This window comes from Pandoraea eparura (assembly GCF_902459725.1).
In the GTDB taxonomy this organism is placed as follows: domain Bacteria; phylum Pseudomonadota; class Gammaproteobacteria; order Burkholderiales; family Burkholderiaceae; genus Pandoraea; species Pandoraea eparura.
On record NZ_CABPSH010000002.1, the window covers coordinates 638,360 to 651,196 of the forward strand.

Genomic DNA, 12,837 nt, shown 5'->3' on the forward strand with positions numbered 1-12,837 from the left:
CCGCTGCCCGGTCACTGGGGCAGGATGATGCCGAGCCGCTCCTTGAGCGATTGCGGACGGCCCGTGATCAGGGCCGAGTAATACGTGGTGTTCGACAACACATTCTCGACATACGTGCGCGTCTCGTTGAACGGAATCGTCTCGGCGAAGATCGCCCCCTCGACCGGACGATCGAGCGTGGAGCGCCACGTGCGCGGACGCCCCGGGCCGGCGTTGTAACCAGCCGACGCCAGCACTGCCGAGCCGTCGAACTTGTTGTAGATGTCCGCCAGATAGCTCGTGCCCAGACGGATATTCGTGTCGATGTCGTGCATCATGCCCGGGTGGTAGTCCATGCCGATCTGGCGCGCGACCATCTTCGCGGTGGCCGGCATGATCTGCATCAGACCACCCGCCCCGACCGACGAGCGCGCATTGATGATGAAGCGCGACTCTTGCCGGATCAGGCCGTAGGCCCACGCTTCGTCAAGATCGACGGCGGCAGCCAACGGCTCCACCTTGTCGCGGAACGGCATCAGGTAGCGCAGCGCGAAGTCGTGCTCGACCTTCGTGCGATCGGCCGTGTTGACCGTGCGGTCGAACAGTTCGATCTGGTTGGCGTACTGTGCGGCGGCGAGCAACTGGCGATCGGTCATGTTGCGCAGTTCCCAGTTCCACTCGCGATTGCCTTCGAAGCGCAAACCGAGATCGTAGAACTTCGCGGCGCGCCGGAAGCCGGCGTTCGCACGATTCGCATCGACCTCGGCCTGGGTGACGGTCGTGCGCGGCGGCAGCGATGTCTTGTTGCCCAGTTCCTCGTTGGCCAGTTGGCCGTAGAAGTTGGGCTGCATGGCGATCTTCTGGAATTGCGCACGCGCGGCGTCGACCTTCCCGGCTTCGCGCAGCGCTCGGCCGTACCAGTATGTCCAGACACCGTCGTCGCGCAACGCCGACGGCATCGCTTCAATGCCGGTGCGCACCAGATTCCAGTCGCCCGCACGCAGCGCCGCACGAACCTTCCATTCCTGCGCCGTGGTCGAGAGCTTGGCGTTACCCGCCTGACGGTACCAGGTGATCGCCATCGGATTCTGCGACAGCGCCCCGCGCATGCCGATGCTGCCCCAACCGATGGCGCGCTCCTCCGGCGACAGGCTGCCCGCGACGCTGGAGAAACTGCTGGCCGCCAGCATCGCGTCGCTGCGGGCCATGCGCACGACGGCGAGCAGCGTGAGCTGGCGCGACGCCTCCGAGCCGTCCACCCCGCGCGCGAGGATCTGCGCCGGGCGCGTGGCGGCCATGTCGAGCAGGCTGTCGTCCGGGCGCGCGGCACCCAGCGCATCGGCGATCTGCTTGCCGAGCGAGGTGTAGTTTTCCTCGTAGGCCAGACGGATCTGATGCCAGACTTCCTTGCGTGGCAACTGGCCGCTCGCGGCCAGCGTATTGATCATGTCGACGCATCCCTCGCCGTAGTACTTCGGCGTGGTCAGCAGATCGGTGGCGGCCTGCGTGACGTTCTCGCCGCGCGCGGCGCGCGACATCAGCGCGTAGCATTTGACCTGGGTGTCGTCGTCGAGCACGAACTTCGGATACTCGGCGTCGAACGTCTGCCAGTCGTGGCGCTTGCCCAGCACCAGCAGCCAGTCGTTGCGCAGGCGATCGGCGATCGCCTGCCCGTCATACGTGCGCAGGAAGGCGCGAATTTCGTCGTCGGGGGCATCGATCAGCGCCTTGCCCGAGCGGTCGAACATGCGCGGCTTGATCTGGAAGTACTGGACGTACGACGGCACGTCGTAGCCGGAGAGCATGGCGGCGAGCGCCGTGGCGCGAGGTGCGTCGTTGGCGCGGGCCGCTTCGCGCAGTTGCACGAAGATGTCGTCGGGCGAGCGCTGCGAGAGCGCGTCGGCGGATGCCGTCGAACGGCTCGCCGCCGAATGCGCCTTGGCGCGGCCGGTCGCCTGGGTCGTGCTGCAGGCAACGAGCGTGGCAGCGGTCAGGGCCAGCGCAACGGCGCGATATACTCGGGTCAAACGTTCTGACATCTTCGGGGGAGCGTCGGATAAAAAGTGGATTCAAGCATAGCACGGGACCCCACCCAGTCGGCGGCCCAAACGTCCGGAAATGGGACCGAATCGGCGGCCGGAAAGGCGCGTCTGCGCAAGGCGTTGCTGCACACGCGCACCACGCTTGCCGGTCGTGCCGCGCACGACGCCGCCCTCGCTGCCCGGCTGGCCGACGAGCTGACGCGTCGCGCGCCGCGCTGCGTCGGCTTCTATTGGCCGATCCAGGGCGAATTCGACGCACGCGACGTCGTCTCGGCATGGCTCGCCCAGGCGTCTCCCAAGGCACCGCGCCTGGCCGCACTGCCTGTCGTGACCGCGCCCGCCGCGCCACTCGTCTTTCACCGCTGGACTCCCGACGCGCGCATGACGCCAGGCCGCTACCGCATTCCCGTGCCGCTTGACGGCGAGGTGCTCGTCCCCGATCTGCTGCTGGTGCCCTGCGTGGGCTTTAATCGCAACGGCCTGCGACTCGGCTACGGCGGCGGCTTCTACGACCGCACCTTGCATTCGATGACGCCAGTACCGCAAACGCTCGGCATTGCTTACGACGCCCTCGAAATCGACGGCCTCACGGCCGAAGCCCACGATCTGGCGCTCGATGTCATCGTGACGGAATCGGCCACCTTCGCGCGCGCCGACGACAACCCTCGCGAATCCGGGACCCCCACGCCATGACAACGCTCAAGATCCTGCCGCTCGGCGACAGCGCGCTCGTGTGCGAAGCGGGCACCACGCCCACGCTTGCGACCCAACGCCGCGTCTGGCACGTGGCAGCCCTCGCGAAAGACTGGCCCGATGTGCACGACGTCGTGCCGGGCATGAACAACCTCACCCTGGTGTTCGACCCATTGACCATCGATATCGACGCGCTGGGCGAGCGTCTGCGCGACGCGTGGCAGACCCAGCCGGTCGCCGGGGAGGTCGGACGCGACATCGAGATTCCCGTGCATTACGGCGGCCAACACGGCCCCGACCTCGCCGACGTCGCCAGGCATGCACGCCTGCAACCCAAGACCGTCGTGCAGCGTCATACCGCGCCGCAATACATTGTCTACTTTCTCGGCTTCCAGCCGGGCTTCGCCTATCTGGGCGGGCTCGACGAGTCGATTGCCACGCCCCGCCGCGCCGAACCCCGGCTGTCGGTCCCGGCGGGGTCGGTCGGCATCGGCGGCAATCAAACCGGCATCTATCCGCTCACCTCTCCCGGCGGCTGGCAAATCATCGGCCATACGTCCAGCGCGCTGTTCGACCCCGCCGCGACACCGCCCGCCTTGCTGGCGCCGGGCGACCGTGTGCGCTTCACCATCGCGAGCCTCGACCTGTGATCGATATCCTGCGTGCCGGCCTGCTTACCACGGTCCAGGATCTGGGCCGCTCCCGTCTGCGTGAATTCGGTGTGGCCAGCGGCGGCGCCGTCGATCCGCTCGCCTGCGCCGTCGCCAACCGTCTCGCGGGCAACGACCCGAACGCCGCCGCGCTGGAAATCACGATGGGGGCGTGCGTGCTGCGCTTCGCGTCGACGACCCTCGTGGCGCTGGCCGGTGCCGATTGCCATGCCGATCTCGACGGCGTTCCCGTGTGGTCGTGGTGGCGCTTTCCCGTCACACGCGGTCAGACGCTGACGTTGCGCCCGGCGCGCTTCGGCATGCGCACCTATCTGGCGGTGGCGGGCGGCATCGAGGTTCCCGAGACACTGGGCTCGCGCAGCACCGATCTGGCGGCCGGCTTCGGCGGCTTCGAGGGCCGCGCCCTGCGCGACGGCGACCGCATCGCCATCGGGCAGCCCAGCGCCGCCGCGCGCAAGGCCACGCTGCTGGGGGTGCGACCGCCCGTGTGGCTGTCCGATCCGCTGGCGCACCGCGTGCGCGTGCTCCCCGGCCCGGAATACGACGACTTCACCGCCGTCTCGCAGAAGGGTTTCTGGACGCATCCGTGGCACGTCACGCCCAACAGCAACCGGATGGGTTACCGGCTGTCTGGCCCGGAACCGCTCGCGCGCAAGAAGAATCGCAGTCACGACCTGCTCTCGCACGGCGTGTTGCCCGGCGTGATACAGGTGCCGCCGTCGGGGCAGCCGATCATTCTGCTGGCCGACGCCCAGACCACCGGCGGCTACCCGAAGATCGGCACGGTGATCAGCGCCGATCTGTGGCGGCTCGGACAGGCACGGCTCGGCAGCACGCTGTACTTCACGGAATGTAGCGCCGCCGAGGCGCACGAGGCGCTGCACGAACAGCGGCGCTATCTTGCCCAGATCGAGCGCGCGCTTACGTGGCACGATCGCGGCATTCTGACGACATCGCGGGTGCCGGCCATCTCGCGCAAGCGCTGACATCGCGCGCCCGCCGCACCATCCCCGCAGGAGAACTCCGAATGAAAATCGATCTGAACGTCGACCTCGGCGAAGGTTGCAACAACGACGAGGCGCTGCTCGGCCTGGTCAGCTCGGCCAACGTGGCCTGTGGCTGGCATGCGGGCGACGCGGGCACGATGCAGCAGGTGGTGCGCTGGGCGCTGGCGCAAGGCGTGGCCATCGGCGCGCACCCGAGCTTCCCCGATCGGGAGCATTTCGGCCGTGCGGAAATGCAGCTCCCGCTCGACGAGATTCGCGCAGGCATGCTGTACCAGATCGGCGCCCTCGCCGCGATGGTGCGCGCCCAGGGCGGCTGGCTGTCGCATGTCAAGCCGCACGGCGCACTCTACAATCAGGCGGCGCGCGACCCGGCACTGGCCGAGACGATCGTCGAAGCGATTCGCGCGTTCGACACCGACCTCGCGATCTTCGGACTGGCCGGCGGCGAGTTGGTGAAGGCCGCGCGGGCTGCCGGTATGCAAGCCGTCGATGAAGTCTTCGCCGACCGGGGATACAACGCCGACGGCTCACTGGTCAAACGCGGCACGCCCGGCGCGTTGATCGAGCGCGAGGAAGATGCGCTCGCCCAAACGCTGATGATGGTGCGCGAACAACACGTGCGTGCCATTGACGGCTCGCTCGTACCGATCCAGGCGCAAACCGTTTGTCTGCACGGCGACGGCGAACACGCACTCGAATTCGCACAGCGCATTCGCGGCTTCCTGCTCGGCGAGGGCATCGATATCGCGCCGGCGCATCTGTCCTGACCTCGCCGCTGCCCGCACACAAGTCAGAACGCCGTCCGAGGGCAGGTGGAATGCCTCGGACGGCGTTTTCATTTCGAGGCCGGCAAGCCCCGGCGCCTTCGCGGTACAGCGTGATGCGGATTGCGCCGATCGCGCGGATCGGCACTGGATCGCCGTTATTGGCCGAGCGTCGGCATGACGAGCGACGACGCGGCATTCGCCGGACGTCCCTCCGACCAGCGACGCGTAACCACCTTCGAGCGCGTGTAGAAGCGCACCGACTCCGGTCCGTAGATGTGCTGGTCGCCGAACAGCGAATTGCGCCATCCGCCGAACGAGAAGTACGACACCGGCACCGGGATCGGCACGTTCACGCCCACCATGCCAACTTCGATCTCGTCCTCGAAGCGCCGCGCGGCACCGCCCGACGTCGTGAACACCGCCGTGCCGTTGGCATACGGATTCCGGTTGATGAGCGCAATCGCCTCTTCCAGCGTCTTCACGCGCACCACGGCCAACACCGGCCCGAAAATTTCGTGGCGATAGATCGACATCTCCGGCGTCACGTTGTCGAACAGGCACGGGCCGATGAAGAAACCATCGTCGCGCTGCGCGACCTTCAGGCCACGGCCGTCCACCACGAGCGTCGCGCCTTCGCCAACACCGGCATCCACATAGCCACGCACCTTGTCGCAATGCGCGCGGGTAATCAGCGGCCCCATCTGCGCCACGGGGTCGGCCCCGTCGCCGACCGGCAGCGACGTCGCGGCTTGCGCCAGACGCGCCACCAGCGCATCCGCCACGTCGCCGACGGCCACGGCCACCGAGATCGCCATGCAACGCTCACCCGCCGAACCGTATGCGGCGCCGATCAGCGCATCGACGGTGAAGTCGAGGTCGGCGTCCGGCATCACCACGCCATGGTTCTTCGCGCCGCCGAGCGCCTGCACGCGCTTGCCATGCGCCGACGCCGTGCTGTAGATGTATTGCGCGATCGGCGTGGAGCCGACGAACGATACGGCGTTGACGTCCGGATGCGTGAGCAGTGCATCGACCGCCGCCTTGTCGCCATTCACGACGTTGAGCACGCCGTCGGGCAGCCCGGCGTCCTTGGCGAGGCGCGCGAGCAGCAGCGCGGCCGACGGCACTTTCTCGGAGGGCTTGAGCACGAAGGTGTTGCCGCAGGCGAGCGCCATCGGGAACATCCACAACGGCACCATCGCGGGGAAGTTGAATGGCGTAATGCCGGCGCAGACGCCCACCGGTTGGTGAATCGAATACGTGTCCACGCCCGTGCCCACCTGCGGCGCGATTTCGCCCTTGAGCAACTGCGGGATGCCCATGGCAAATTCGACCACCTCGATGCCGCGCGTGACTTCGCCGCGGGCGTCGTCAAGCGTCTTGCCATGTTCCTGCGTGATCAGTTGCACAAGCGCTTCGCGATGCGTTTCAAGCAGTTCGCGGTACTTCATCATCACGCGGGCGCGCTTCATCGGCGGCGTGGCGCGCCAGCCGGGCAAGGCGGCACGTGCGGCCGCCACGGCGCTTGCAACATCCGTCGCACCGCCCAGGGCCACCTGGCGGATGACCTCGCCGGTGGCCGGGTTCGTCACTTCGCCAAAGCGGCGATCGGCTTCCCCCGAGGCGACGCTGGCGCCGCCAATCCAATGCTCGATACGTTCGATGCTCACTCGTTGATTCATGTCGATGTCCGTGAAAACGCTGTCGGTGGGCGAGCGTCCGCCCGAGGCGGGCGTTCGCCCTGACTGTCTGATGAATGGCGGGGCGTCGCGCGGCGGCCGCCCAGCCTTGCTGTGGATGTCGCTTACGCCGTCTCGCGAATGGCTTCCCCAACGATGCCGAACAACTCGTCGATCTGCGCTTCGCTGATGATGAGCGGCGGCGAGAACGCCAGGATATCGCCCGTGTAACGCACCAGTGCTCCCTTCTCGAAGCACTTGACGAAGATTTCATGCGCGCGTGCACCCGGCTTGCCGTCGCGGTTGGCCAGCTCGATGCCGCCGACCATCCCGAGGTTACGGATGTCGATGACGTTCGGCAGATCGCGCAGACCGTGAATGACCTTCTCGAAATGCGGCGCGAGGGTTGCCGCGCGCTCGAACAGGCCTTCGCTCTGGTACAGATCGAGGGCCGCGCACGCGGCGGCGGCGGCCAGCGGATGGCCGGAGTAGGTATAGCCGTGGAAGAACTCGATGGCGCCCGAGTTACCGGCGTCGACGATGGTGTCGTGCACGCTCGTCTTCACCGCGACGGCCCCCATCGGAACGGCGGCATTGTTCACGCCCTTGGCCATTGTGATGATGTCCGGCGTCACGCCGAAATACTGGGCCGCGAACGGCTTGCCCAGGCGGCCGAGTCCGGTGATGACTTCGTCGAAGATCAGCAGAATGCCGTGCTTGTCGCAGATCTCGCGCAGCTTTTGCAGATAGCCATGCGGCGGCACGAGCACACCGGTGGACCCGGCGAGCGGCTCGACAATCACGGCGGCGATGGTCGAGGCATCGTGCAGCGTCACCAGACGTTCGAGTTCATCGGCCAGATGGGCGCCCCAGGCGGGCTGCCCCTTCGTGAAGGCCGCTTCCTTGATGTTGAGCGTGTGGGGCAGATGGTCGACCGCCGGCAGCAGTTGCCCCGAATAGGCCTTGCGGTTCGGCGAGATACCGCCGACCGAAATGCCGCCGAAGCCCACGCCGTGATAACCGCGTTCGCGGCCGATGAGGCGCGTGCGCTGGCCTTCGCCGCGCGCACGATGGTAGGCCAGGGCGATCTTCAGGGCAGTGTCGACCGACTCCGAGCCCGAGTTCGTGAAAAAGATGCGATCGAGCCCCTGCGGCGTGATGGCGGCGATCTTGCTCGCAGCCTCGAACGCCTTCGGGTGTCCCATCTGGAAGGTCGGCGCAAAATCCATCTCACCGGCTTGCTGACGGATCGCCTCGACGATCTCGGTGCGGCAGTGGCCGGCGTTCACGCACCAAAGACCGGCAGTGCCGTCGAGAATCTTGCGATTGTCCGACGACGTGTAATACATGCCCTCGGCCTTCACCAACAGGCGCGGCGAGCTTTTGAACTGACGGTTGTTGGTGAACGGCATCCAGAACGCCGTCATGTCGAGATTCAGGTCTTTCATGTTCATCGCGGGGTCTCCCCAGGGCTTGGCTCGATCAGGAGGTTCCGTGGTCGGCACGATGCGGGCCACGGGTGGATGGGATCGATCGTACGAGAGCCAGACCGGTACAGACATGTACAGTTACGTGGAAAATGTATATTCTGTATCGGTCAATCGTCTTAACTGTATTGGCAACAGCCACTGCCCCGACACCATGGTCCAACCGCTTGCTTTTTCCCTGAACCGCGCCCAGCCGGAAGCGCTCGTCGACCAGATCGTGCGGGAGGTAGAGCGAGCGCTACAACGACAAACGCTGCACGCGGGCATGCGCATGCCGTCGATCCGGTCGCTGGCCAAGGCGCACGGCATCAGCACGTTCACGGTGGTGGAGGCGTATGACCGGCTGGTCGCGCGCGGCACGCTCGTGGCCCGGCGCGGCGCGGGATTCTTCGTCGCCGGGGCGGCCGACTCACGGGACACGGGACCGACCAGCCCGGGCGGCACGTTGGCCGTGAGCACGACGGCGAGCGAAGTCACGAATGCGTGGCTGCTCTCCGAGATCTTCGCGGACGACGCGATCGCCGTGAAGAGCGGCTGCGGATGGTTGCCCGACAGTTGGCTCGACGAAGACGGGCTGCAGGGTGCGCTGCGCTCGCTCTCGAAAGGACCGGGCGCGCATTTCGCGCACTACGGACATCCGCGGGGGTATGGGCCGCTGCGTCAGTGGCTGGCGCGGCGTCTCGGCGAGTTGTCCATCGACGCGCCGCCCGAGCACATCGTGCTCACGCATGGCGCGACGCAGGCGCTCGACCTGGTGGTGCGCACGCTGCTCAAGCCGGGCGATACGGTGTTGGTCGAGGCACCGGCGTACTGCAATCTGCTGGCGGTGTTGCGTCTGGCGGGTCTGAACGTTGTCGGCATTCCTCGCACGGAGGCGGGCCTGGATCTCGCCGCGTTGGAGCAGGCGGCGCAGACGCACCGTCCGCGCGCGCTGTTCGTGAATCCGGCGTTGCAGAATCCGTTGGGCACCTCGCTCACACCGGCGGCAGCGCATCGCATCTTGCAGTGTGCCGAGCAGCATGGTTTCTGGATCGTCGAAGACGACATCTACCGCGAGTTGGCCCCTGCGGGAACGCCGTCACTGGCGGCGATGGATGGCCTGTCGCGAGTGATCTACGTGTCGAGCTTTTCGAAGACGATATCGCCGTCGGTCCGTGTGGGCTATCTGGCGTGTTCGCGCGATCTCGCACATGAGATCGCGCGCAGCAAGATGGTGGCGGGCCTCACGTCCTCGGAAATCAACGAGCGCATCGTGCATGCGATTCTCACCGAGGGACGTCACCGCAAGCACATCGAGCGCCTGTCGGACCGGCTGACGCGTTCGCGCGCGCGTCTCATCACGCAGTTGCAGTCGCACGGGGTGACGCTGCTGGCCCAGCCGGAAGGGGGGATGTTCGTGTGCGGCAGCTTGCCGCAGACGTCGAGACCGGCGCGCGAGCTGGCCGAAGCGGCGCTGCTCGAGAGCATCATGTTGGCGCCGGGGGAGTTCTTTCTCGCGCACAACGAGCCGTGCCACTGGTTCCGCTTCAACGTTGCCTATTCCGACGACGCTCGCCTGTTCCGCTTTCTCGATCGGGCGGCGGCAGGGAAGTTGGCGGCGTAACTTGATTGCGCATTCGAAATCCCTAAACCTCCCCCACCACCCCAAACCGCTCCCGATACGCCACCGGCGTCACACCGTACTGACGTTGAAACGCGCGCCGCAGGTTTTGTTCGTCGCCGAAGCCCACGCGTGCGGCGATGCGCTTGAGCGGCGCATCCGAGTCGAGCAACGCAAACCGGGCCGCCTCCAGGCGCATGCGCTCGACCGCCTTGGCCGGTGTCGACCCGGTCCGCGCGAGATAACTTCGGGCAAACGTGCGCGGACTCATGTTCGCCTGCTCGGCCAGTCGCACCACCGACAGATCGCCATCGAGCCGTTCCGACATCCACGCATGCAAATCCCCGAACGGCGCCCCCGCCGCGACCTGCGCCTGCAACGGCGGACTGAACTGCGATTGCCCGCCCGCGCGCTTGAGAAACACCACCAGCCGCCGCGCCGCCTGCAACGCCACATCCGCGCCCCAATCGTCCTCGACCAACGCCAATCCAAGGTCGATCCCCGCCGTGATCCCCGCCGACGTCCACACCGGATCCTCACGCACATAAATCGGATCCGACTCGACGCGCGCCGCCGGAAAACACGCCTGCAACATCGCCGTATCGAGCCAGTGCGTCGTCGCGCGGCGTCCGTTCAACAACCCCGCCGTCCCCAGAATGAACGCCCCCACGCACACCGAACACACACGCCGCACGCGCGGCGCATAGTCGCGCAACCACTCGCCCACCTCGCCCGGCACCGCCGGACGATGCGCCACCGCTCCGCCCACCGCAATCAAGGTGTCGACCGGCATCGCTTCGAGCGCGCGCATCGGCTCGGTGTGCAGCGTGATGCCAGAGCCCGTCTCCACCGGCCCACCATGCTCGGACACCACCACGGTGCGGTACGGCGCCGACTGCCCCAACGCCGCGAAGTTGCGGATGACGGCGTGAAACGCATCGAGCGGTCCGGCCAGATCCAGCAACACGAACGGCGGCACGATGAGAAAGGCAACGAGACGAGGTGGATTCATGATCGCGAGAATGTCGGAGCGTCGGGGCGTTGGAGCGTTGGAGCGCTGGAGCGTCAGGCCGTCGCGGGCACCGCACGGCGCTTCGCGTCGACGGCGTACCACACCGTCACCAGCGCAGCGAGCGCCAGCAACGGGAAGGTCGCCTGGTTGATGGTGGCCCAGCCGAAGCGAGCGAGCAGTTGCCCCGCGAACAGACTCGCGAGCGCCGTCCCGGCAAAGGTGATGAATTCGTTGGCGGCCTGCGCGCGCGCACGCTCCGCCGGACGATACGACATCGTGAGCAACGTCGTGCCGCCCACGAACATGAAGTTCCAGCCGACGCCGAGCAACGCCAGCGCCGCATAGAAGGACGGCAGGCTCGTCGACGCGAGCGCCAGCACACTGCACAGCGCGCTCATCGCGATACCCGCGAGCAACACCGGCACCACGCCCCATCGCTTGACGAGATGCCCCGAGAAGAACGACGGCGCATACATCCCCACCAGATGCCACTCGATGATGTGCGCGCCGTCGTCGATGCTGTGCCCGCACGTCACCGCCGCAATCGGCGTCGCCGTCATGACGAACATCATCACCATGAACCCGATCAGGTTGTTCGCCAGCGCCGCCAGATAAATCGGCTGACGCATGATCTCGCCAAGCGGTCTGGCAGGCAACGCGCCCGCCTCGCCTGTCGCACCGCCGGCGGCATGCACCGGCAGATTGCGCAGAAAGCCGACGAGCAACACCAGCGACGTCGCCGAGAGGATCGCCACGACGAGGTACGATCCCGCGAACGTCACCGGCGCGAGCCAGTTTTTGCTGCCCGCCGCGAGCGCCGGCCCGATCACCGCCGCCAGCACGCCACCGGTGAGCACGATGGAAATCGCGCGTGGCTTGTCTTCGAGCGGCACGATGTCTGCCGCGGCCAGACGGTAATAACGCGCGAACGCCTGAAACACCCCCACACACGCCGTCCCCGCGCAGAACATCGCGAAGTGGCGCTCGTAGATCGCCATTACCGACACCAGCCCGCCCACCGTGCCGAACAAGGCGCCCAGCGCAAAGCCAAGCCGTTGTCCGAATCGCTGGATCAAGATCGACGCGAAGATCGTGGTGATGGCAGACGCGACGGTGATCAGGGAGAACGGCAGCGTCGCATAGCCTTTGTCCGACGCCAGCATGTAGCCGACCAGCCCCGTCAACGTCAGGTCGACGGACAACGCCGCGGTATAAAGCGCCTGACACACGGCCAGCACCGCCGCATAGCGGCGGCCCATCGAGCGATCGGGATGATCAGGGTAGTCGGGACGCCTCTGGCGCCCGGCCTGTTCGGAATCGGTGGGGCGCGCGGCGCGCCCGGCAATGGCATCGGTCATGAGTGTCGTGTCGAACCAGTCGGGGAGTCTTCGGGAGCCCTCATCTTGCCGTCGGCCGGTTTGGCACGAATGCCAATCATGCATCAAAAAGTGCCACCTCGTCGTCAGGGTGGTCCGGGGGATCGCCACCGCCACCGCGAGCGGTCTGCCTGACGATCTGCCTGGCGTTCTCCCTGGCGGTCATGTCGCCGGCTCGCGCCAACTCGGTGCGCACCAACTCAGCGCGCGCCCGCACCATCGTGCTTCGTTCGGACGACGACACGCTGGCGAACGGCTTCGGCAAGCCCGCACTGCTCGGTGCGCGCGCCCCCGTCGATTCGTCTCGCCAACGCACCCCGCACGGGCTTGCGCCAGCCATGCGACGTCCGGCACTTCCGCCGGCACGAACGTGCACCGTTACCTCGCATGACCAATCTCCCGCAATGCTGGCACGGCCTTTGCGTTAGTCCTCAGGTACCGGATCGACCGGTCTAACCAGGAAAGGGGAAGACGTACCATGAAACGACGCACGCTACTCCAGATGGCGGCCCTCTCGGGCGCCG

General features: G+C 66.8%; 11 protein-coding genes. 5 read left to right on the forward strand and 6 right to left on the reverse strand.

Annotated features, from left to right (window positions below):
- Nucleotides 1-11 precede the first annotated feature (11 nt).
- A complete protein-coding gene (locus PEP31012_RS07075) occupies nt 12-2,018 on the reverse strand; it encodes a lytic transglycosylase domain-containing protein (RefSeq protein WP_150588600.1) in 2,007 nt (668 codons plus the stop codon).
- A gap of 24 nt (nt 2,019-2,042) precedes the next feature.
- Here PEP31012_RS07075 and PEP31012_RS07080 point away from each other — a divergent pair, with 24 nt between their 5' ends.
- The 4 genes from PEP31012_RS07080 to pxpA are packed head-to-tail and all read left to right on the forward strand — an operon-like array spanning nt 2,043 to nt 5,159.
- Nucleotides 2,043-2,714: a 5-formyltetrahydrofolate cyclo-ligase gene (locus PEP31012_RS07080; RefSeq protein ID WP_246171172.1), complete on the forward strand. Its 672-nt coding sequence runs from the start codon at nt 2,043-2,045 to the stop codon at nt 2,712-2,714.
- Nucleotides 2,711-3,364, forward strand: a complete 654-nt coding sequence (gene pxpB, locus PEP31012_RS07085; RefSeq protein ID WP_150588601.1) for a 5-oxoprolinase subunit PxpB — start codon at nt 2,711-2,713, stop codon at nt 3,362-3,364. The genes PEP31012_RS07080 and pxpB overlap by 4 nt, the downstream gene beginning before the upstream one ends.
- Entirely contained in the window at nt 3,361-4,371 is a 1,011-nt protein-coding gene (locus PEP31012_RS07090; protein WP_150588602.1) for a 5-oxoprolinase subunit C family protein, read from the forward strand. The genes pxpB and PEP31012_RS07090 overlap by 4 nt, the downstream gene beginning before the upstream one ends.
- Nucleotides 4,372-4,412: 41 nt before the next feature.
- Nucleotides 4,413-5,159, forward strand: a complete 747-nt coding sequence (gene pxpA / locus PEP31012_RS07095; protein WP_150588603.1) for a 5-oxoprolinase subunit PxpA — start codon at nt 4,413-4,415, stop codon at nt 5,157-5,159.
- A 155-nt stretch (nt 5,160-5,314) separates the two neighbouring features.
- On the opposite strand, the gene PEP31012_RS07100 is transcribed toward pxpA, so the two are convergent.
- Both PEP31012_RS07100 and aptA read right to left on the reverse strand, forming a co-directional pair.
- Entirely contained in the window at nt 5,315-6,841 is a 1,527-nt protein-coding gene (locus tag PEP31012_RS07100; RefSeq protein WP_174978143.1) for a CoA-acylating methylmalonate-semialdehyde dehydrogenase, read from the reverse strand.
- Nucleotides 6,842-6,963: 122 nt separating this feature from the next.
- Nucleotides 6,964-8,292 (reverse strand): omega-aminotransferase AptA, encoded by a 1,329-nt coding sequence (aptA, locus tag PEP31012_RS07105; protein WP_150588604.1) that lies wholly within the window; start codon nt 8,290-8,292, stop codon nt 6,964-6,966.
- A gap of 187 nt (nt 8,293-8,479) precedes the next feature.
- Between aptA and PEP31012_RS07110 the strand changes: the two genes are divergently transcribed.
- The gene (locus PEP31012_RS07110; RefSeq protein ID WP_150588605.1) at nt 8,480-9,928 is read left to right on the forward strand and encodes an aminotransferase-like domain-containing protein; all 1,449 of its coding nucleotides are present in this window, start codon (nt 8,480-8,482) and stop codon (nt 9,926-9,928) included.
- 22 nt (nt 9,929-9,950) lie between these two features.
- On the opposite strand, the gene PEP31012_RS07115 is transcribed toward PEP31012_RS07110, so the two are convergent.
- From PEP31012_RS07115 to PEP31012_RS07125, 3 genes are all read right to left on the reverse strand, one after another.
- Nucleotides 9,951-10,937 carry a GlxA family transcriptional regulator gene (locus tag PEP31012_RS07115; RefSeq protein WP_150588606.1) on the reverse strand — a complete coding sequence of 329 codons (987 nt, stop codon included), beginning with the start codon at nt 10,935-10,937 and terminating at the stop codon, nt 9,951-9,953.
- Nucleotides 10,938-10,990: 53 nt separating this feature from the next.
- On the reverse strand, nt 10,991-12,295 hold the full coding sequence (locus PEP31012_RS07120; RefSeq protein ID WP_150588607.1) for an MFS transporter: 1,305 nt from the start codon (nt 12,293-12,295) through the stop codon (nt 10,991-10,993).
- Nucleotides 12,296-12,371: 76 nt separating this feature from the next.
- Nucleotides 12,372-12,653, reverse strand: a complete 282-nt coding sequence (locus tag PEP31012_RS07125) for a hypothetical protein (protein ID WP_150588608.1) — start codon at nt 12,651-12,653, stop codon at nt 12,372-12,374.
- Between the last annotated feature and the right edge of the window lie 184 nt (nt 12,654-12,837).